The organism is Arsenicicoccus sp. oral taxon 190 (assembly GCF_001189535.1).
Lineage (GTDB): Bacteria > Actinomycetota > Actinomycetes > Actinomycetales > Dermatophilaceae > Arsenicicoccus.
The window spans coordinates 2,476,378-2,497,071 of record NZ_CP012070.1; the positions used below are offsets into that span (position 1 = coordinate 2,476,378).

At 71.4% G+C, this 20,694-nt stretch carries 17 protein-coding genes; 8 read left to right on the forward strand and 9 right to left on the reverse strand.

Features of this window, described 5'->3' with window-relative positions:
* Positions 1–35: 35 nt before the first annotated feature.
* The 3 genes from ADJ73_RS11460 to ADJ73_RS11470 all read right to left on the reverse strand — a co-directional run bounded on the left by ADJ73_RS11460 (position 36) and on the right by ADJ73_RS11470 (position 2,874).
* A complete protein-coding gene (locus ADJ73_RS11460; RefSeq protein ID WP_050348368.1) occupies positions 36–1,736 on the reverse strand; it encodes a formate--tetrahydrofolate ligase in 1,701 nt (566 codons plus the stop codon).
* A gap of 67 nt (positions 1,737–1,803) precedes the next feature.
* Entirely contained in the window at positions 1,804–1,983 is a 180-nt protein-coding gene (locus tag ADJ73_RS11465) for a DUF6767 domain-containing protein (RefSeq protein ID WP_050348369.1), read from the reverse strand.
* Positions 1,984–1,992: 9 nt separating this feature from the next.
* The gene (locus tag ADJ73_RS11470; RefSeq protein ID WP_050348370.1) at positions 1,993–2,874 is read right to left on the reverse strand and encodes a class I SAM-dependent methyltransferase; all 882 of its coding nucleotides are present in this window, start codon (positions 2,872–2,874) and stop codon (positions 1,993–1,995) included.
* Between the two features lie 143 nt (positions 2,875–3,017).
* Here ADJ73_RS11470 and rpsA point away from each other — a divergent pair, with 143 nt between their 5' ends.
* The 5 genes from rpsA (at position 3,018) to ADJ73_RS11500 (ending at position 10,158) form a co-directional block, all read left to right on the forward strand.
* The gene (gene rpsA / locus ADJ73_RS11475; RefSeq protein WP_050348371.1) at positions 3,018–4,496 is read left to right on the forward strand and encodes a 30S ribosomal protein S1; all 1,479 of its coding nucleotides are present in this window, start codon (positions 3,018–3,020) and stop codon (positions 4,494–4,496) included.
* 202 nt (positions 4,497–4,698) lie between these two features.
* Positions 4,699–5,463, forward strand: coding sequence for a hypothetical protein (locus ADJ73_RS17005; protein ID WP_156188215.1), 765 nt, complete (start codon positions 4,699–4,701; stop codon positions 5,461–5,463).
* A gap of 98 nt (positions 5,464–5,561) precedes the next feature.
* Positions 5,562–6,755 carry a dephospho-CoA kinase gene (gene coaE / locus ADJ73_RS11490; protein WP_050348374.1) on the forward strand — a complete coding sequence of 398 codons (1,194 nt, stop codon included), beginning with the start codon at positions 5,562–5,564 and terminating at the stop codon, positions 6,753–6,755.
* Positions 6,756–6,822: 67 nt separating this feature from the next.
* Entirely contained in the window at positions 6,823–8,934 is a 2,112-nt protein-coding gene (uvrB, locus tag ADJ73_RS11495) for an excinuclease ABC subunit UvrB (RefSeq protein ID WP_050348375.1), read from the forward strand.
* A 234-nt stretch (positions 8,935–9,168) separates the two neighbouring features.
* Positions 9,169–10,158 carry a TerC family protein gene (locus ADJ73_RS11500; protein ID WP_050348376.1) on the forward strand — a complete coding sequence of 330 codons (990 nt, stop codon included), beginning with the start codon at positions 9,169–9,171 and terminating at the stop codon, positions 10,156–10,158.
* Positions 10,159–10,187: 29 nt separating this feature from the next.
* On the opposite strand, the gene ADJ73_RS11505 is transcribed toward ADJ73_RS11500, so the two are convergent.
* Positions 10,188–11,111, reverse strand: a complete 924-nt coding sequence (locus ADJ73_RS11505) for an EamA family transporter (protein ID WP_050349418.1) — start codon at positions 11,109–11,111, stop codon at positions 10,188–10,190.
* Between the two features lie 18 nt (positions 11,112–11,129).
* On the opposite strand from ADJ73_RS11505, the gene ADJ73_RS11510 reads away from it, so the two are divergent.
* On the forward strand, positions 11,130–11,945 hold the full coding sequence (locus ADJ73_RS11510) for a serine hydrolase (protein WP_050348377.1): 816 nt from the start codon (positions 11,130–11,132) through the stop codon (positions 11,943–11,945).
* 4 nt (positions 11,946–11,949) lie between these two features.
* Here ADJ73_RS11510 and ADJ73_RS11515 read toward each other — a convergent pair whose 3' ends face one another.
* The 4 genes from ADJ73_RS11515 to ADJ73_RS11530 form a co-directional block, all read right to left on the reverse strand.
* Positions 11,950–13,146: a glycine C-acetyltransferase gene (locus tag ADJ73_RS11515; protein WP_050348378.1), complete on the reverse strand. Its 1,197-nt coding sequence runs from the start codon at positions 13,144–13,146 to the stop codon at positions 11,950–11,952.
* Between the two features lie 30 nt (positions 13,147–13,176).
* Complete coding sequence (gene tdh / locus ADJ73_RS11520; RefSeq protein WP_050348379.1) at positions 13,177–14,235, reverse strand: L-threonine 3-dehydrogenase; 1,059 nt, start codon at positions 14,233–14,235, stop codon at positions 13,177–13,179.
* Between the two features lie 151 nt (positions 14,236–14,386).
* Positions 14,387–15,052, reverse strand: coding sequence for an MBL fold metallo-hydrolase (locus tag ADJ73_RS11525; RefSeq protein WP_050348380.1), 666 nt, complete (start codon positions 15,050–15,052; stop codon positions 14,387–14,389).
* Positions 15,049–15,801 carry a maleylpyruvate isomerase family mycothiol-dependent enzyme gene (locus ADJ73_RS11530; RefSeq protein WP_050348381.1) on the reverse strand — a complete coding sequence of 251 codons (753 nt, stop codon included), beginning with the start codon at positions 15,799–15,801 and terminating at the stop codon, positions 15,049–15,051. Before ADJ73_RS11530 ends, ADJ73_RS11525 begins: the two co-directional genes overlap by 4 nt.
* Before the next feature lie 119 nt (positions 15,802–15,920).
* Between ADJ73_RS11530 and uvrA the strand changes: the two genes are divergently transcribed.
* Together uvrA and ADJ73_RS11540 are read left to right on the forward strand one after the other, a co-directional pair.
* Positions 15,921–19,106 (forward strand): excinuclease ABC subunit UvrA, encoded by a 3,186-nt coding sequence (gene uvrA, locus ADJ73_RS11535; protein ID WP_050348382.1) that lies wholly within the window; start codon positions 15,921–15,923, stop codon positions 19,104–19,106.
* A gap of 181 nt (positions 19,107–19,287) precedes the next feature.
* Positions 19,288–19,809 carry a VOC family protein gene (locus tag ADJ73_RS11540; RefSeq protein ID WP_050348383.1) on the forward strand — a complete coding sequence of 174 codons (522 nt, stop codon included), beginning with the start codon at positions 19,288–19,290 and terminating at the stop codon, positions 19,807–19,809.
* Positions 19,810–19,983: 174 nt separating this feature from the next.
* Here the strand turns inward: ADJ73_RS11540 and ADJ73_RS11545 are convergent, their stop codons facing one another.
* On the reverse strand, positions 19,984–20,694 hold the full coding sequence (locus ADJ73_RS11545) for an ABC transporter ATP-binding protein (RefSeq protein ID WP_253272729.1): 711 nt from the start codon (positions 20,692–20,694) through the stop codon (positions 19,984–19,986).

Genomic DNA, 20,694 nt, shown 5'->3' on the forward strand with positions numbered 1-20,694 from the left:
GCGGCATACGGCCCCCGGCGGCGGGGGAGCGGCTGCTAGAAGAGCCCCACCGTGTTGCCGTCGGCGTCGATGTCGATGCGCATCGCGGCGGGGGACTTCGACAGGCCCGGCATCGTCATCATCGACCCGCAGATCGCGTAGACGTAGCCGGCTCCGGCGGCGAGCCGCACCTCGCGCACCGGCAGCGTCCAGCCGCGCGGCGCGCCCTTGAGGGTCGGGTCGTGGGACAGCGACATCTGGGTCTTGGCGATGAGCACGGGCAGGTGGCCGTAGCCCTGGTCGGTGTACATCGCGAGGGCCTTGGCCGCGGCGGGGTCGAGCGAGATCCCGTTGGCGCCATACACCTTGGTGGCGACCTTGCGGATCTTGGTCTCCAGGGAGTCCTCGAAGTCGTAGGTCGGGGTGAAGTGGACCTCGTCGTTGCAGGCCTCGACGACCGTGCGGGCGAGGTCCTCGGCGCCGGCGCCGCCGTCCTTGACGTGGGTGGACACGGCGCAGCGCGCGCCCATCTCCTCCGCGACGCGTCGGATCACCGCGTGCTCGGACGGGTGGTCGGTGGGGAAGGCGTTGATGGCGACGACCGGCTGCACCCCGAAGTCCTGGATGATCTGGATATGCTTGCGCAGGTTGTCGCAGCCCGCTTCGACGTCCTCGGGCGACTCGAGCAGCATCCCCTCGGGCAGCGGCTTGCCGGCCTTGACCTCGTAGCGCCCGGAGTGGGACTTGAGGGCCCGGACCGTGGCGACGAGCACGGCGGCCTGCGGGGTGAGCCCGGCGGCGCGGCACTTGACGTTGAAGAACCGCTCGGCGCCCATGTCGGCGGCGAACCCCGCCTCGGTCAGGAGGATGTCGCCGGCCTTGATGCCGACGCGGTCGGCGATGATCGAGGAGTTGCCGATGGCGATGTTGCCGAAGGGGCCGGTGTGGATGAAGGCCGGGGTGTGCTCCAGGGTCTGCATCAGGTTGGGCTTGAGGGCGTCCTTGAGCAGCACGCACATCGCGCCCGCCGCGCCGATCTGCTCCGCGGTGACGGGCTTCTTGTCCTTGGTGAAGCCGACGACGATGCGGCCGAGGCGCTCGCGCAGGTCCCGCAGCGAGGTGGCGAGGGCCATGATGACCATGACCTCGGACGCCGCGGTGATGTCGAATCCGGCCTGGCGCGTCACGCCGTCGGTCTTGGCGCCGCAGCCCTCGATGATGTGCCGCAGCGAGCGGTCGTTGACGTCCATGACCCGGCGCCACTGGATGTCGTCGAGCCCGAGCTCGTTGCCGAAGTGCAGGTGGTTGGCGACCATCGCGGCGAGCAGGTTGTGCGCCGCGGTGATGGCGTGGAAGTCGCCCGTGAGGTGCAGGTTGAGCATCTCCATCGGGACGATCTGGCTGTAGCCGCCGCCGGCCGCGCCGCCCTTGACCCCGAAAACGGGCCCGAGGGAGGGCTGTCGCAGCGCCAGGACCGGCTTGCGGCCGATGCGCGCCAGGCCCTGGGCGAGGCCGACCGCCGTGGTGGTCTTGCCCTCGCCGAGCGGGGTGGGGGTGATGGCGGTGACCACGACGTACTTCGCGTCGGGCAGGTCCCGCATCTCGTCGATGACGGCGAGCTCCACCTTGGCCACGTGCGGGCCGTAGGGGATCAGGTGCGAGGCGTCGATGCCGACGGTGGCGGCGACCTCGGGGATGGGGGCGAGATCAGCGGATCGCGCGATCTCGATGTCTGAGGGAAACGGCTTTGTGTCCACGACCGCGAGTATGCCGGACCGCCCGCGCCCCCTCCCGGCCGGGGGTGGACTGCCCCTCTGGTTGCCGCTACCCGGCGGCCCGGCGTGCGGCCTCGCGGGCGAGGCGGTAGGCCTCCCGCAGGTCGGGGTCGGACAGGGCGAGGTAGACGACGCCGCAGTCGGCGGGCCCGGTGGCCCCCGGGTGGCACAGCCCGCAGGGCTCGCCGGGCCGGACGGGGCACCGGGGCGTGGGGACGTGACGAGCCATGCCGTCAGGCTACGCCGGGCGCTCGCACACGTAGATCGCGCTGCCGGGGATCAGCCGCCCCCGCAGCGGGCTCCAGCCGCCCCACACCTGATCGTGCCCCGCCGGCCACTCGGGCTCGACGAGGTCCACCAGGCGCAGCCCCGCGGCCGTGATCTCGCGGACCCGGTCGCCGAGGGTGCGGTGGTGCTCGACGTAGAGCGCGCGTCCCTGGTCGTCCTCCTCGACGTACGGCGAGCGGTCGAAGTAGGAGCTGGTCGCGGTCAGCCCCGCCTCGCCCGGCACGTCCGGGAAGGCCCACCGCACCGGGTGCGTCGTCGAGAAGACGAACCGACCGCCCCGGCGCAGCACACGCGCCGCCTCCCGCATCACCGCGGCCGAGTCGGCGACGAACGGCACCGCGCCGTACGCCGTCATCACCAGGTCGAAGCTCGCGTCCGCGAAGGGGAGCGCCGCTGCGTCGCACGCCAGCAGGGGGAGCGCCGCGCCCACCGTTCCCACTGAGCTCCCCGCGTCCACGTTGCCGGCCCGTATGCCGTCCGCCCGCCGCGCGTCGATGCTGCGCGCCTGCGCGAGCATCCCCGTCGACAGGTCCGTCGACACCACGACCGCACCCTGCTCCGCCAGCCACCGGCCACCCTGGGCCGCGCCACCGCCGACCTCAAGGACCCGCAGCCCGACGAGCGCCTCGGCCGGGCCGAGGATCCGGGCATCGGACTCCCGCAGCCCCTCCGGGCCCCACACCAGGTCGGCGTCACCCAGGAAGGCGCCGTGCTCGGCGTAGTAGTCGCCCGCCTCGGCGTCCCACCAGCCCTTGTTGGCCCGGGCCGACTCGCCCTGGTCGGCGTCCCGCCGGCTGACACCGGCGAAGCGGCCGCGGTGGGCGTTCGTCATACGACCTCCTGCTTTGACCGGTGCGTGACAGGACCGTTAGGGTGGACGAGTGTCTCGTGCGTGACCGCGCGCACCAGCCGGCGGCCCGGGGCACGTGCACGATCCCACCTATTCAACCTGTCCACCATCGGAGTTCCTACTACATGACTGCCAGCCCGGTCGAAAAGACCGCCCCTCAGGTCGCGATCAACGACATCGGATCTGAGGAGGACTTCCTCGCCGCGATCGACGAGACCATCAAGTACTTCAACGACGGAGACATCGTCGACGGTGTCATCGTCAAGGTCGACCGGGACGAGGTCCTGCTCGACATCGGTTACATGACCGAGGGTGTCATCCCGAGCCGCGAGCTCTCGATCAAGCACGACGTCGACCCGTCCGAGGTCGTTTCCGTGGGCGACGAGGTCGAGGCCCTGGTCCTCCAGAAGGAGGACAAGGAGGGTCGTCTGATCCTGTCCAAGAAGCGCGCCCAGTACGAGCGCGCCTGGGGCACGGTGGAGAAGGTCAAGGAGGAGGACGGCGTCGTCACCGGCACCGTCATCGAGGTCGTCAAGGGCGGCCTCATCCTCGACATCGGGCTGCGCGGCTTCCTGCCCGCCTCGCTCGTCGAGATGCGTCGCGTCCGCGACCTCCAGCCGTACGTCGGCAAGGAGATCGAGGCCAAGATCATCGAGCTCGACAAGAACCGCAACAACGTGGTCCTGTCGCGCCGTGCGTGGCTGGAGCAGACCCAGTCCGAGGTCCGCACCACCTTCCTCAAGGAGCTCGGCAAGGGCCAGGTCCGGTCCGGTGTCGTGTCCTCGATCGTCAACTTCGGTGCCTTCGTGGACCTGGGTGGCGTCGACGGTCTCGTCCACGTCTCCGAGCTGTCCTGGAAGCACATCGACCACCCGTCCGAGGTCGTCGAGGTCGGCCAGGAGGTCACCGTCGAGGTGCTCGACGTGGACATGGACCGCGAGCGTGTCTCCCTGTCGCTGAAGGCGACCCAGGAGGACCCGTGGCAGCACTTCGCCCGCACCCACGCCATCGGCCAGGTCGTGCCGGGCAAGGTCACCAAGCTCGTCCCCTTCGGTGCGTTCGTGCGCGTCGAGGAGGGCATCGAGGGTCTGGTCCACATCTCCGAGCTGGCCGAGCGCCACGTGGAGCTGCCGGAGCAGGTCGTCAACGTGGGCGACGACATCTTCGTCCGCGTCATCGACATCGACCTTGAGCGTCGCCGCATCTCGCTGTCGCTCAAGCAGGCCAACGACGCGTCCGTCGTCTCCGACGAGTTCGACCCGACGCAGTACGGCATGGCCGCCGAGTACGACGACCAGGGCAACTACAAGTACCCCGAGGGCTTCGACCCCGAGACCAACGAGTGGCTCGAGGGCTACGACAAGCAGCGCGAGGCCTGGGAGAAGCAGTACGCCGAGGCCCACTCGCTGTGGGAGGCCCACAAGACGCAGGTCGAGGAGGCCGCCAAGGCCGACGCCGAGGCTGCGACCTCGGGCGACGCCGCGCCGACGTCCTACTCCTCCGGCGGTGTCTCGGAGAGCGTCTCCGCGTCCTCCGGCGAGGGCACCCTGGCCTCCGACGAGGCGCTGGCCGCGCTGCGCGAGAAGCTCACCGGCTCCAACTGAGCCCACCTCGGCCGCGGCGCGACGCCGTGACCGAGACCCGGACGGCCCCGCTCACCATCACGGTGGGCGGGGCCGTCCGCGCGTGAGGAACCGCTGGTGAGAGCGTCTTTCGCGGCGCAGTGCAACCAGGTGGCAGGCTGCGAGGTCCAACCTCGTGGCGGGCCATGCTCGACCCGCCGTCCATCGCTCGAAGGGGATCCCGATGCGCCGCCGCACCACTGTCTCGTCCGCCCTGGTCGCTGCCGCACTCGTCGCCCTCACAGGATGCGGCCAGCAGCAGTCCGCCGGACCGGCCACTCCCAGCGGCGCGAGCGCGCCCGCGTCGAGCCCCGCAGCGTCGAGCCCCGCCGCCTCGGGCACGACCTCCGGCGCGACCCCGAGCACGACCTCCGGCACGACCCCGAGCACGACCCCGTCTGGCGGCGAGACCTCGGCGAGCCCCAGCAGCACCTCCCCGGGGACGCCGCAGGGGACTCCCCCCGGGGGCGGGGTGGTCGGCGGCGTGACCCGGGTCGTGCAGGTCCCCACGGGAGCGTCCTTCGGCTTTGCCGTCCCGAGCGGCCGCACCGTCTGCGTGGTGACCAACGGCGAGGGGACGTCGGTGAGCTGCACCTTCGCCCCGGCCGGCTTCGCCCCCATGGCCCCGCGCTCGGACTGCCCGGGCGAGAGCAGGACGGTGCTCGGGCTCACGGCCGGCCGCGCCGCCCAGGGCTGCGTGGTCGAGCCGCTGGTCGAGCAGGCCCTGCTCGGGACGCCCCACACCGCCTGGTGGCAGAACGGCCGCGACGCCTACCTGCCGACGCAGCCGCCGATGCCCAAGGGCCGTCTCGCCGTGCTGGGTCATGGCAGCTCCATGGCGGTCGGCACCACGCGCTGCACCGTGACCGACACCGGGGTGGAGTGCCGCGACTCGGGCACCGGGCAGGGCTTCGACGTCACCCGCAACGGCTACCGCTTCGTGCGCTGAGCGCGCGAGACCCGGGCCTCGTCGGCCGGCGGGCGCGGGCGACATACGGGCGGGTGCCCGGTCGGGTGCGTGGGGGCGACCCCGAGTAGTCTCGGGTCATGATGCGCATCGGTCTCACCGGAGGTATCGGATCGGGCAAGTCGACGGTGGCCCGTCGGCTCCGGGAGCGGGGCGCCGTGGTGGTCGACGCGGACCAGGTGGCCCGCGAGATAGTCGCCCCGGGCAGTGCGGGGTTGCGGGCCGTGCAGGAGCGGTTCGGAGCGGGGGTGGTGGGCCCGGACGGCTCCCTGGACCGGGCTGCGCTGGGCGCGGTCGTCTTCGGCGACGAGCGCAGCCGCCGCGAGCTGGAGGAGATCACGCACCCCCTGATCGCCGCGCGCACCGCCGAGCTCATGGACGGAGCCGGCGACGACGCCATCATCGTCCATGACGTGCCGCTGCTCGTGGAGAAGCACCTCGGGCCCGCCTACCACCTGGTGGTGGTCGTCGACGCCCCCACCGAGGACCGGGTGCGCCGCCTCGTCGAGCAGCGCGGCATGAGCGAGGCCGACGCGCGGGCTCGCATGGAGCACCAGGTGAGCGACGAGCAGCGGCGCGCCGCCGCGGACGTCCTCCTGGACAACACCGGCACGGAGGACGACCTCGTGGCGTCGGTCGACCGGCTCTGGGAGGACCGGCTGGTGCCCTTCGAGCACAACCTGCGGGGGCGGGTGCGGGCCCGGCGGCCGGACGTGCCGACGCTGGTCGACTACGACGAGACCTGGCCGCAGCAGGCGCAGCGGCTCATCGAGCGGATCTGCCGGGGGATGGGCGAGCTGGTCCCCGAGATCGAGCACATCGGCTCGACGGCGGTCCCCGGTCTGGCGGGCAAGGACGTCATCGACCTGCAGATCGGTGTGGCGGACCTGCACGACGCCGACGCCCCGGAGTTCGTCGAGCGGCTGGAGGCGCTGGGCTTCCCGCGGTCGGCGGGCAACACCATGGACAACGTCAAGGACGAGGTGCCCGACCCCTCGATGTGGGTCAAGAGGTTCCACGGCAGCTGCGACCCGGGGCGGGTCGTGCACGTGCACGTCCGCGAGACCGAGGGCGCCGGCTGGCAGTACGCCCTGCTCTACCGCGACTGGCTGCGGGCCGACGAGCAGGCACGGGCGGACTACCTGGCGGAGAAGCAGCGGCTGGCGGCCACGTGCGCCACCACCAGCGAGTATGCCGAGGCCAAGGAGCCGTGGTTCAACCACATCTGGCCGCGGATGCAGGCGTGGGCGCGGCACTCGGGCTGGCACTCCTGAGGTCTGCGGCGCAGCTGGGGCGTCCGCTCCGAGGGGGTCTGTCAGTGGTGCGGCCTAGGCTGGCACCATGCGACCGACGACCGACATCGAGCGCCGCGTGGCGCCCTTCCACGTGGTCTCCGAGTTCTCCCCCTCCGGCGACCAGCCGGCGGCCATCGCGGACCTGGCGCGACGGGTCAACGCGGGCGAGCAGGACGTCGTGCTGCTGGGCGCCACGGGCACCGGCAAGTCCGCCACGACCGCCTGGCTCATCGAGCAGGTGCAGCGCCCCACCCTGGTGATGGCGCCCAACAAGACCCTGGCCGCCCAGCTGGCCAACGAGTTCCGTGAGCTGCTGCCCGACAACGCGGTCGAGTACTTCGTCAGCTACTACGACTACTACCAGCCCGAGGCCTACATCCCGCAGACGGACACCTACATCGAGAAGGACTCCTCGATCAACGACGAGGTGGAGCGCCTGCGGCACAGCGCCACCAACTCGCTGCTGACCCGCCGCGACACCATCGTGGTGGCGTCGGTCTCGTGCATCTACGGTCTCGGCACCCCCCAGGAGTATGTCGATCGCATGGTCCGGCTCAAGGTGGGGCAGGAGATCGCGCGGGACGAGCTGCTGCGGCAGTTCGTGACGATGCAGTACTCCCGCAACGACCTGTCCTTCACCCGCGGCACCTTCCGGGTGCGCGGCGACACCGTCGAGATCATCCCGCAGTACGAAGAGCTCGCGATCCGCATCGAGTTCTTCGGCGACGAGATCGAGCGGCTCTACACCCTGCACCCGCTGACCGGGGAGGTGGTGCGCGAGGAGCAGGAGATGTATGTCTTCCCCGCCACCCACTACGTCGCCGGCGAGGAGCGCATGGAGCGCGCCATCGGCGGGATCGAGCGCGAGCTCGAGCACCAGCTCGCCACCTTCGAGCAGCAGGGCAAGCTGCTCGAGGCGCAGCGGCTGCGGATGCGCACTACCTACGACATCGAGATGATGCGCCAGGTCGGGACTTGCTCGGGCATCGAGAACTATTCGATGCACATCGACGGACGAGCGCCGGGCTCGGCGCCCAACACCCTGCTGGACTACTTCCCGGAGGACTTCCTGCTGGTCATCGACGAGTCGCACGTGACGGTCCCGCAGATCGGCGCGATGTACGAAGGCGACATGTCCCGCAAGCGGCAGCTCGTCGACCACGGCTTCCGGCTGCCGAGCGCCATGGACAACCGGCCGCTGCGGTGGGAGGAGTTCCTCGAGCGGATCGGGCAGACCATCTACCTGTCGGCGACCCCGGGGCCCTACGAGCTCGCCAAGGGCGACGGGGTCGTGGAGCAGATCATCCGACCGACCGGCCTGGTCGACCCCGAGATCGTCCTCAAGCCGACCAAGGGCCAGATCGACGACCTCCTGGACGAGATCCGGCAGCGCACGGCCAAGGACGAGCGCGTGCTGGTGACCACGCTGACCAAGAAGATGGCGGAGGACCTCACCGACTACCTGCTCGACAAGGGGGTGCGGGTGCGCTACCTGCACTCCGAGGTCGACACGCTGCGCCGCGTGGAGCTGCTGCGCGAGCTGCGGCTGGGGGAGTACGACGTCCTCGTCGGCATCAATCTCCTGCGCGAGGGCCTGGACCTGCCCGAGGTCTCGCTCGTGAGCATCCTCGACGCCGACAAGGAGGGCTTCCTGCGCTCCACCCGGTCGCTGATCCAGACCATCGGACGTGCGGCCCGCAACGTCTCCGGCCAGGTCCACATGTATGCCGACACCATCACCCCGTCGATGCAGGAGGCCATCGACGAGACCAACCGGCGCCGACAGAAGCAGATCGCCTACAACACCGAGCGCGGGCTCGACCCCCAGCCGCTGCGCAAGCGCATCGCCGACATCACCGACCTCATCGCCAAGGAGGAGGCCGACACCGAGGCTCTCCTCGGCAGCGGCCGCGGGCAGTCGCGCGGCAAGACCAAGGGGCGCGGTGCCGTGGCGGGCGCGACCTCCGGAGACCGGGGCGCGCTGCTCGAGCAGGCGCAGTCGATGCCGGCCGCGGAGCTCGCCGAGCTGATCCAGGAGGTCACCCAGCAGATGCACCAGGCCGCCACCGAGCTGCACTTCGAGCTGGCGGCGCGGCTGCGTGACGAGCTGGGCGACCTCAAGAAGGAGCTGCGTCAGATGACCGAGGCGACGCGCTGACCCGCGCCACGTGGCCGCCGCGACCGCCGCGACTGCGGCCGACGCGGTCGCGGCACACTCACCTGAATGATCTGTGGGAGGATGGCGAGATCACGGAGGGGAGTATCCCCTAACGCGGTGGCCTCGTCATCACGGTCCGAGCTGCTCGGGCCCGGGGCGCCGGTCCCCCAGGGCGGGAGAGACCTCCGGCGTCTGCTGACGCCTGCCCCCTCGTCTGAAAGGCTGCCGCCTGCCGTGAACGTCCCTGTCTGGGTCTGGATCCTGTCCGTCGGGATCACCGTTGCCTTCCTGATCTTCGACGTCATCCACATGGCGCGTCACCCCCACACCCCGAGCATGAAGGAGTGCCTGCGCTACCTGGCGTTCTACGTCGGCGCGGCCGTCGTCTTCGGCATCGGGGTCTGGGTGCTCGCGGGCCACGACTTCGGTCTGCAGTTCTTCGCCGGCTGGCTGACGGAGTACTCCCTGTCGGTCGACAACCTCTTCATCTTCCTCATCATCATGAGCAAGTTCGCGGTGCCGGAGAAGCTCCAGCAGACCGCGCTCATGATCGGCATCATGATCGCGCTGGTGCTCCGTGGCATCTTCATCGCGATCGGGGCCAGCCTGATCAACCAGTTCGCCTGGGTGTTCTACCTGTTCGGCGCCTTCCTCATCTACACCGCCGTCAAGCTCGCCTTCGAGGGGGAGAGCGACGACGACGAGTACGAGGACAACGCCTTCACGCGGTGGGTGGCGTCCCGCTTCCCCGCCACCCAGGAGTGGCAGGGGACCAAGCTCTTCGCCCGGGTCGACGGCAGCCGCGTCATCACGCCGATGTTCCTGGTGATCCTGGCGCTCGGGACCACCGACCTGCTCTTCGCGCTCGACTCGATCCCCGCGATCTTCGGGCTCACCAAGGAGCCCTTCCTCGTGCTGATGGCCAACATCTTCGCGCTGATGGGGCTGCGGCAGCTCTACTTCCTCATCGGCGGCCTCCTGAAGAAGCTCGTCTACCTGGGGCTGGGCCTCGCGGTGCTGCTCGCCTTCATCGGGATCAAGCTGATCCTGCACGCCATGCACGAGAACACGCTGCCCTTCGTCAACGGCGGCGAGCACATCGAGTGGGCCCCGGAGATCCCCATCGGCGTCTCGCTCGGCATGATCGTGCTCATCCTCGGCGTCACGACCGTGGCGAGCCTGTGGCGGACCCGCCGGGACGAGCGGACCGGCAGCGAGGCGTGACGGGCCGGCTCAGCTGACGGCCCGCCGGTTCAGCCGACCTCGGCGGAGTCCCCGGCCGGGTCGGGGCCGCGGCGCCGGGCGCCCATGACGATGGCGCTGGCGACGACGACCAGCGCCATCCCGGCGAGCTGCAGCGGCGACAGCCGCTGCCCAAGGACCACGAAGCCTGCCAGCGCGGCCGTGGCGGGCTCGAGCGACAGCAGGACCCCGAAAACCCGGGCGTCCAGGCGGCGCAGCGCCAGCAGCTCGAAGGAGTAGGGGAGCACGCTGGACAGCAGCGCCACGCCCAGCCCCGCACCGAGGAGGCCCCACGACAGCCGAGCCGGGTCGAGGGTGACCAGGCCGAGGGGTGCCACGAGCAGCGCGGCGACGATCATCGCCAGGGTCAGGCCCTCGAGCTGGGGGAAGTGGTGCCCCACCCGCTGGCTGCACAGGATGTAGGCCGCCCAGCAGGCCCCCGCCGCGGCCGCGTAGGCGATGCCGACGTGGTCCAGCTCGTGCCAGGGGACGGTGAGCGCGCCGGAGATGAGCGCCACCCCGCCGAGCGCCGCTGTCACCGCCAGGGCGTCGCTGAGGCGCCGCGAGAGCACCGCGGCGAGGGCCAGCGGACCGACGAACTCGATGGTCACCGCCACCCCGATCGGCAGCCGCGCGAGGGAGGCGTAGAACGTGGAGTTCATCAGCGCGAGGCTCACCCCGAACGCGACCACCGCGAGCCACGCGGCGCGGCTGTGGCCCCGCAGCCGAGGGCGGGACACGGCCAGCATGATCAGGACCGCGAGGGCCAGCCGCAGCGTCACGGTGGCGGCCGGGCCCACGTGCGCGACCAGCAGCGCGGCCAGTGCCCCGCCGAACTGGACGGACACGATCGCGGCGAGGACGAGCAGCAGCGGCGTCGCGGCGCGAGGTGAAGGGGCGTCCGCCCCGGACCGGGTGGCGGGGGAGGCGGGCATGGACGTCATACTGCCCACATGACCGTCATCGACGCGAGCCAGTCTCTCCAGCGGGATCTGAAGGACATCGTGCGGCACGCCCCGGGCCGGCTGTCCATCCAGGTGGTTGGGCCGACCGGCGTGGTCGCGGGGTGGGACGCCGACCGCGAGGTGCCCGCGGCAAGTCTCGTCAAGGTGCTGGTGCTCGTCGCGGCGCTGCGTGAGGTCGACGGCGGCCGGCTCAGCCTGGACCAGACGCTGCAGCTCCCGGAGGAGCGGGTCGGCGGGTCGGGAGCGCTCTCGCTGCTGCCGTCGGTGACGGAGCTGGCCGTGGTGGAGCTGCTGCGGCTCATGGTCACGTTGTCCGACAACGACGCCGCCAACCTGCTGCTGCATCTGCTCGGGCACGACCGGGTCACCCGGACCGGCCGCGAGATCGGGCTGCAGCACACCCAGGTCGCGCGGAACCTGAGGGATCGGGCCGCCGCGGAGTCCGGGCGCGACAACACCACCACGGCCGCGGACCAGGCGGGGCTGCTCGCAGCGCTGCGGGCCGGTCAGGTGCTCGGCGGGGCCTCGACCCGGCTCGCCCTGGCGCTGCTGGCCGAGCAGCAGCACGCTTATGGCGTCACGGCGTTGCTGCCCGACGGGGTGGTGCGGGGTTCCAAGCCGGGCGACCTGCCCGGGGTGCGGCACGACGTGGCCCTCGTCGAGACCGGCGGGTCGTGGGCGACGGTGGCGGTCACGGCGACGGGGATGTACGACGAGCGGCACCGGCAGGACTACTCGGTGAGCGTCCTGCCAGCGCTCGCCGCCGTCGGAGAGGCCGTGCTGGGCTACCTGACCGGCTCCTAGGCTCCTAGCCGGCCGTGGCGTCGTCCCGGGCTGCCTCGAACGCCGCCACGCAGGCCCGCACGTCGTCCTCGGAGTGGGCGGCGGACAGCTGCACGCGGATCCGGGCCTTGCCCTGCGGGACGACGGGGTAGCTGAAGGGGATCACGTAGACCCCCCGGGTCAGCATGGCGTCGGCCACCTGACCGGCCAGCCGGGCGCCGTCCTCGCCCGGGAACATCACGGGGATGATGGCGTGCTCCCCGGGCAGCAGCTCGAAACCGGCGTCGGTCATGAGCTGCCGGAACAGCTCGGCGTTGCGGCGCAGCACCTGTCGCGGCTCGGCGGAGTCCCGGGCGATCTCCAGGGCCTTGAGCGAGCCCGCGACCACCGACGGCGCCACCGCGTTGGAGAAGAGGTAGGGCCGCGAGCGCTGCCGCAGCAGGTCCACGATCTCCTGGTGGGCGCTGATGTAGCCGCCGGAGGCGCCCCCGAGCGCCTTGCCGAGCGTCCCCGACAGGATGTCGACCCGGTCCATCACGCCGAAGTGCTCGGGGGTGCCGCGGCCGCCGTCACCGACGAAGCCGACGGCGTGCGAGTCGTCGACCATCACCATGGCGCCGAACTCCTCGGCCAGGTCGCAGATCTCGGTCAGCGGAGCGAGGTAGCCGTCCATGGAGAAGACCCCGTCGGTGACGACGACGACGCGCCGGGCCCCGCGCTCGCGCGCCGCCTCGAGCTGGGCCCGCAGGTCGGCCATGTCGGCGTTCTTGTAGCGCAGGCGCATCGCCTTGGAGAGCCGGATGCCGTCGATGAGCGAGGCGTGGTTGAGCTCGTCGCTGATGATGGCGTCGTCGGCGCCGAAGAGGACCTCGAAGACGCCGCCGTTGGCGTCGAAGCAGGAGCTGTAGAGGATCGTGTCGTCGGTGCCGAGGAAGTCCGACAGCGCCGCCTCCAGCTGCTTGTGCTGGCTCTGCGTCCCGCAGATGAACCGGACGCTCGCCATACCGAATCCCCACTCGCGCAGCGCGTCGGCGGCGGCGCGCTCCACCTCGGGGTGGTCCGCCAGGCCCAGGTAGTTGTTGGCGCAGAAGTTGAGGGCGTCGGCCTGCGCGGTGGTCACGTGGGCGGACTGCGGGCCCGTGAGCTGCCGCTCCGCCTTCCACAGCCCCGCGTCCTTGATCTCCTGCAGCGTGGCGGCGAGCTCGTCCTTGATGGGGTACATGAGCGGAATCTCCTTGTCGTGCAGGGGTTGTCAGTCGGCGATCTCGAGGATGACCTTGCCGCACTCGCCGGAGCGGGCGGCCGCCCACGCCTGCGGCCACTCCTCGAGGGACACCCGGTGGGTGATGACCGACCGCACGGCGTCGCGCAGCTGCGCGCTGGTCTGCAGCATGAAGGTCATGTGGTACCAGGTCTCGAACATCTCCCGGCCGTAGATGCCCTTGATGGTGAGCATGTGCGTGATGATCTTGCCCCAGTCGACGGGGAAGCCCTCCTTGGGCAGCCCGAGCATGGAGATCTTGGCGCCGAAGGTGCAGTTGTCGATCATCTGGCGCATCGCCGCGGGGGCGCCCGACATCTCCAGCCCCAGGTCGAAGCCCTCGGTCATCCCCAGCTCGCGCTGCACGTCCTGCAGGTCCTCGCGGCTGACGTCGACGGTGCGGGTGGCGCCGGCGCCCGCGGCGAGCCGCAGCCGGAAGTCGCTCATGTCGGTCACGACGACGTGGCGCGCGCCGGCGTGGCGGGCGATGGCGGCGGCCATGACGCCGATGGGGCCGGCTCCCGTGATCAGCACGTCCTCGCCGACCATGGGGAACTGCAGGGCGGTGTGCGTGGCGTTGCCGAAGGGGTCGAACAGCGCGCCGAGCTCGGGGTCGATGCCGTCCGGCTGCACCCACACGTTGCTCGCGGGGACGACGACGTAGTCCGCGAAGGCGCCGTCGCGGTTGACGCCGATGCTGCTCGTGTTGAGGCACATGTGGCGGCGGCCGGCCCGGCAGTTGCGGCACATCCCGCAGACCACGTGGCCCTCCACGGAGCAGCGCTGACCGACCTGCAGGTCGCCGGAGCCGTGCGTGATGAAGACGTCGTCGGCGATGTCCACGATCTCGCCGTAGAACTCGTGCCCGATGGTCATCGGGGGGTGCACCATCGAGGCCGCCCAGTCGTCCCACTGCTCCAGGTGCAGGTCGGTGCCGCACAGGCCCGCCCGCAGCACCCTCACCTTGACCTCGCCGGGCCCCACCTGCGGCTCGGGAACCTCCCGCAGCTCGAGCCCGGGACCGGCATGGGGCTTCACGAGTGCGCGCATGAGACCACTTCCTCCACACAATTCTTCGGCGAACGTCGGGTGCGGCGACAAATCTAGCGGTAGGCCTGGCGGCCGGCTGACGCCGGGGGCCGTATGCCGCCGCCCCCGCCTCCCGGGGCGGGCCGCCTCACCGGCGGCTCACCGGTTTTGCTCACCAGCGGCGGGCTCGCCACTCGTCGAGGTTGGGCCGCTCGGCGCCGAGCGTCGTGTCGCCGCCGTGGCCGGGGTAGACCCAGTCGGCGTCGTCGTACTCCCCGAAGATGCGGTCCTCGACGTCGTCGATCAGCTGGTCGAAGGACTGGCCGGGGTTCTTGGTGTTGCCCACGCCGCCCGGGAAGAGGCTGTCGCCGGTGAAGAGGTGCGAGTCGCCCTCGGGGTCGTCGTAGGCCAGCGCGATGCCGCCGGGGGTGTGCCCCCGCAGCTCGATGACGCGCAGCGTGCTCTCGCCGAGCTCGATGGTGTCACCGTGCGCCAGCACCCGCTCGGGGCGGACCGGCAGCGCCGACCCGTCGGCCTCGGACGCCGCGGTGGTCACCCCGGTGTCCTCGACGATGTCCTTCAGGGCGCGGGTGTGGTCCCAGTGCTGGTGGGTGGTGACCAGCAGGTCCAGCCGGCCGGTGCCCTCCTGGACGAGACGGGTGATGCGACCGGCGTCGTCGGCGGCGTCGATGAGCAGCTGCCGCCCGGTGGCCTTGTCGGTCAGCAGGTAGACGTTGTTGTGCATCGACGAGACGGCGGCCTTGCGGATCACGAGGTGCGGCAGGTCCCGCACGTCGCTGGGGCCGCCGGGGGCGACGTCGCCGGAGTAGGTGCTCACGTGTTGTCCTCCTGGTGGTCGGGGGAGAGGTGGGGGAGCTGGTCTCGTGGGGGCGCGGCGACCTGGTCGGGCCGGTCACGCACGAGCCACAGGAGCAGGCCGGCCCGGGGTCCGCTGACGGTGGGTCGGCCGTCGCCGAAGGCGACGACGTCGCGCTCGTCGGTGCGCAGCGTCATGGCGGGCACGTCGGGGCTCTGGCGCAGGTCAGCGACGGCCTCCTCGAACCACCGCCGCACCGCCGCCTCCGGCGCGTCGGCGAAGGTGTAGCCGGCGTCGAGGTCCACGTGGTGCCACACCACCTCCCGCAGCCGGTGGGCGGGCAGGTCGGCGCCGGTGAGCCGGGTCATGGCGGCGGGGTCGTTGCCCGCCTGGGCGCTCTGCGCGAGGGCTGCGGGGGGCATGCCGGCGAAGGCGGCCCCGAGCTCCTCGGCAGAGGTCCGCAGCTCCTCGAGGAGGGTCTGTCGCGTCGCCCCGGCACCGCGCTCGATGTCGGCGTCCCGCTCGGCGCGCGAGGGATACATCGGGGTGGGGGTCCCCTCGACGGTCGCCACCAGGTTGCCCATGGCGCGGGCGTTGCGGGTGATGTGGCTGAGCACGTGGGCGCGGGTCCAACCGCGGCACAGGCTGGGGGCCTGCAGCGCCGCGTCGTCCAGCCGCCCGCCCGTGTCGAGGAGGCGGTCCGTCTCGCGGCGCAGCAGCTGCAGCTCGGCGAGGAAGGCAGCCGGCTGCTGCGCGGTGGCGTCCGTCATACGGACAAGACTAGACGCATCGGGACCCTGGTGCCGGTCGGCCGGGGCGGGGCAGGTGACGGCCCGACCGGTGGCCCGGCGGGCGGCAGGAGGGGGGTCTGTCGGTGCTGGCGCCTAGCATGGCGGGCGTGCCTGAATCCTCCCTCGCTCCGCGCCGCCTCCACGACCGCCTGATCGTCCGGGGCGCGCGCGAGCACAACCTGCGCAACGTCTCCGTCGACCTGCCGCGCGACGCGCTCGTCGTCTTCACCGGCCTGTCCGGGTCGGGCAAGTCGTCGCTCGCCTTCGACACGATCTTCGCAGAGGGCCAGCGGCGCTACGTCGAGAGCCTGTCGGCCTACGCGCGGCAGTTCCTCGGGCAGATGGACAAGCCGGACGTCGACTTCATCGAGGGGCTCTCGCCCGCGGTGTCGATCGACCAGAAGTCCACCAACCGCAACCCGCGCTCGACGGTGGGCACGATCACGGAGGTCTACGACTACCTGCGGCTGCTCTTCGCGCGGGCGGGGCGACCGCACTGCCCGGTGTGCGGCGAGGTGGTCGGTCGCCAGACCCCGCAGCAGATCGTCGACCAGCTGCTCACGCTGCCCGAGCGCACCCGCTTCCAGGTGCTGGCGCCCGTGGTGCAGGGGCGCAAGGGGGAGTTCGTCGACCTCTTCGCCGAGCTGCAGACCAAGGGCTTCTCCCGCGCGCGCGTCGACGGCGAGGTGCTCTCGCTCACCGAGGTCCCCAAGCTGGAGAAGCAGCGCAAGCACACCATCGAGGTCGTCGTCGACCGGCTGGTGTCCAAGGGGGGCGACGCCTCCAGCAAGCAGCGGCTCACCGACTCGGTGGAGACCGCGCTCGGGCTCACCGGCGGCATCCTCACCATCGACCTCGTCGACGTGGCGGAGGGGCAGCTCGACGACGACGGCAACCCGGTCGCCTCGGAGCGCCGCTTCTCCGAGAAGATGGCCTGCCCCAACAACCACCCCCTCTCGCTGGACGAGATCGAGCCCCGCTCCTTCTCCTTCAACGCGCCGTATGGCGCCTGCCCCGCCTGCACGGGCCTCGGCACCGAGCTGGAGGTCGACCCCGAGCTGGTCGTCCCGGACGAGGAGCTCAGCCTGCGCGACGGCGCCATCGCGCCGTGGGCCCAGGGCAGCGGCGCGCAGGACCACTTCCAGCGGGTGGTGGGGGCCCTCGCGGAGGACCTCTCCTTCAGCATGGACGTGCCGTGGCGCTCGCTGCCCGAGCGGGCCAAGCAGGCGCTGCTGCACGGGCAGGACTACAAGGTGCACGTGAAGTACCGCAACCGCTACGGCCGGGACCGGTCCTACACCACCGGCTTCGAGGGCGTCGTGCCGTTCGTGCGCCGGCGGCACGCCGAGACCGAGTCCGAGTGGTCCCGCGAGCGCTACGAGGGCTACATGCGCGAGGTGCCGTGCCCGGTCTGCCAGGGCGCCCGCCTCAAGCCGGAGGTCCTCGCCGTGCTGCTGGGCGGCAAGTCCATCGCGCAGGTGTGCGCGCTGTCCATCGACGAGGCCGCGCGCTTCCTGCGCACCGTCGACTTCAGCGAGCGGGAGCGGCAGATCGCCGAGCGGGTCATCAAGGAGATCCACGCCCGGCTCGGCTTCCTGCTCGACGTGGGCCTGGACTACCTGTCCCTGGACCGCCCGGCGGGGACGCTGTCCGGCGGGGAGGCGCAGCGCATCCGGCTGGCCACCCAGATCGGGTCCGGGCTGGTGGGGGTGCTCTACGTCCTCGACGAGCCCTCGATCGGTCTGCACCAGCGCGACAACCACCGGCTCATCGAGACCCTCACCCGGCTGCGGGACCTGGGCAACACGCTCATCGTCGTCGAGCACGACGAGGACACCATCGCCACGGCCGACTGGGTCGTCGACATCGGCCCGGGCGCGGGGGAGCGCGGCGGCAAGGTCGTCCACAGCGGCCCGGTCGCCGAGCTGCTCGCCAACGAGCACTCGGCGACGGGCCTCTACCTCTCCGGCCGCCGGGAGATCCCCATGCCCGCGGTGCGCCGACCGCAGGAGCCGGGGCGCGAGGTCACCGTCCACGGGGCCCGGGAGCACAACCTCGACGGGGTGGACGTCAGCTTCCCGCTCGGCAACCTCGTCGCGGTCACCGGGGTCTCCGGGTCCGGCAAGTCCACGCTCGTCAACGACATCCTCTACACCGTGCTCGCCAACAAGCTCAACGGCGCCCGCCAGGTCCCCGGCCGGCACCAGACCGTCACGGGCCTGGAGCACCTCGACAAGGTCGTCCACGTCGACCAGTCACCGATCGGGCGGACGCCGCGCTCCAACCCGGCCACCTACACCGGCGTGTTCGACCACATGCGCAAGCTCTTCGCGCAGACCACCGAGGCCAAGGTGCGGGGCTACCAGCCCGGCCGGTTCTCGTTCAACGTCAAGGGCGGTCGCTGCGACAACTGCAACGGCGACGGCACCATCAAGATCGAGATGAACTTCCTGCCCGACGTCTACGTCCCCTGCGAGGTGTGCCACGGGGCGCGCTACAACCGCGAGACGCTCGAGGTGCACTACAAGGGCAAGACGATCGCGGACGTCCTGGACATGCCGATCGAGGAGGCCGCCTCCTTCTTCGAGGCCGTGCCCGCGATCTCGCGCCACCTCAAGACCCTCGTCGAGGTGGGCCTCGGCTACGTCCGCCTCGGGCAGCCGGCAACCACCCTGTCCGGCGGCGAGGCGCAGCGGGTCAAGCTCGCGGCCGAGCTGCAGAAGCGGTCGACGGGCCGGACCATCTACGTGCTCGACGAGCCCACCACCGGGCTGCACTTCGAGGACATCCGCAAGCTGCTCCTCGTCCTGCAGGGCCTCGTCGACAAGGGCAACACGGTGCTGGTCATCGAGCACAACCTCGACGTGATCAAGAATGCCGACTGGATCGTCGACATGGGCCCGGAGGGCGGCTCGCGGGGCGGGACCGTCGTCGCGACCGGCACCCCGGAGGAGGTGGCCGCGGTGGCCGGGTCGTTCACCGGGCAGTTCCTGCGGCCGGTGCTGGACAAGACCACGGAGCGGTTCGACGCCAAGGTGGCCCCTCGGGTCGACGCGCCGGTGCGGGGGTCCATCAAGCGGGCAGCCGCGGCCGCCCGCAAGTCCGCGGCGGCGAGCGCGTCCAAGCCCACGACCAGCCAGGCCGTGACCACGACCGCGGGCAAGGGCACGGCGAAGACTGCGGCCAAGGGCACGGCCAAGACTGCCGCGAAGGCTGCGGCAAGGACCTCCGGCAGGACCACGGGCAAGGCCTCGGGCAAGACGGCCACGTCGCGGCGCGGCTGACCGGGCGGGCACCGGCAAGGCGGCCTCGTCGGGGAGCGGGTTGACCGGGCGGGCATCGACAAGGCGGCCTCGTCGCGGCGCGGGTTGACCGGACGGGGGTGTCGCGCGGCGCCCCCACCCGGCACACTGGGTGGGCGAGGCGGCATACGACGGTCGTGGCCCGGCCCCACGAGGTGAGCTCATGCAATCTGTGACCCCGGTCCTGTGGTTCGACGGCAACGCGGTGGACGCCGCTCGGCTGTGGACGTCGGTGATCCCCAACTCGCGGATCCTCACCGACATCCCCTACCCCGAGGGCGGTGACAAGGGCGACCCCGGGACCGTGATGGTGGTGGACTTCGAGCTCGACGGGCGCCGCTACGCGGGGCTCAACGGCGGCCCGCAGTTCCCGTTCTCCGAGTGCGTGTCGCTGCAGGTGACCTGCGACGACCAGGCCGAGGTCGACCGGATCTGGGCCGCCCTGCTCGAGGGCGGCGGCAGCGAGTCGCAGTGCGGCTGGCTCAAGGACCGCTTCGGGTTCAGCTGGCAGGTGGTGCCCAAGCGGCTGTTCGAGCTCTTCGGCGACCCGGACCCGCAGGTGGTGGCCCGCGTCAACCAGCGGATGGTCAAGCTCGACGTGGCGGCCCTCGAGGCCGCGGCGTCCGGGGCGACCGGGGCGACCGGGGAGGCCGGGGCGACGGCGTCGGATCCGACGCCCGCCTGATCGGGGAACGCTGCGTGCCCGTGGCGCACTCGGGGTTCCCCGATCGCGGTTCACGGCAGCCGGCCGGCGTCTGCGGGGAACGCTGCGTGCCCCTGACCCACTCGGGGTTCCCCGATCAGGGCCGGCGCTGGGCGGCTCGGCCCTGATCGGGGACGCGACGGGCGTGGTGAGCGGCTACTCCTCGCCGAGGTAGGCCTTGCGCACCTCGTCCGAGGACAGCAGCTCCGCGCCGGTGCCCCGCAGCACGATCTTGCCGACCTCGAGCACGTAGCCCACGTCGGAGATCGACAGGGCCGCGTTGGCGTTCTGCTCGACCAGCAGGATGGTGGTGCCCTGCTGCTTGAGCGTCTGCACGGTCGACATGATGCGCTTCATCATCAGCGGGGACAGACCCATCGACGGCTCGTCGAGCAGCAGCAGCCGGGGCCGCGACATCATGGCGCGCCCCATCGCCAGCATCTGCTGCTCACCGCCCGAGAAGGTCCCGGCCGGCTGCGAGCGCCGCTCCTGCAGGATCGGGAAGAGCTCGAAGGCGGCGTGCAGGTCCTCGCGCACGGCCGCCGCCGAGTCCTTGCGGGCGAAGGCCCCGAGCATGAGGTTCTCCTCGACCGTCATGCGCGGGAAGATCCGCCGCCCCTCGGGTGACTGCGCCAGGCCCATCGTCACGATCTTGTGGGCCGGCACGTCGTCGATCCGCTTGCCCTCGAAGGTGATCGACCCCCGGGCGGGCCGCAGCAGCCCGGAGATGGTGCGCAGCGTCGTGGTCTTGCCGGCGCCGTTGGTGCCGATCAACGACACCACCTGGCCCTCCTCGACGTCGAAGGAGATGCCCTTGACGGCCTCGATCTTGCCGTAGGCGACCCGCAGGCCCTTCACCTCGAGCAT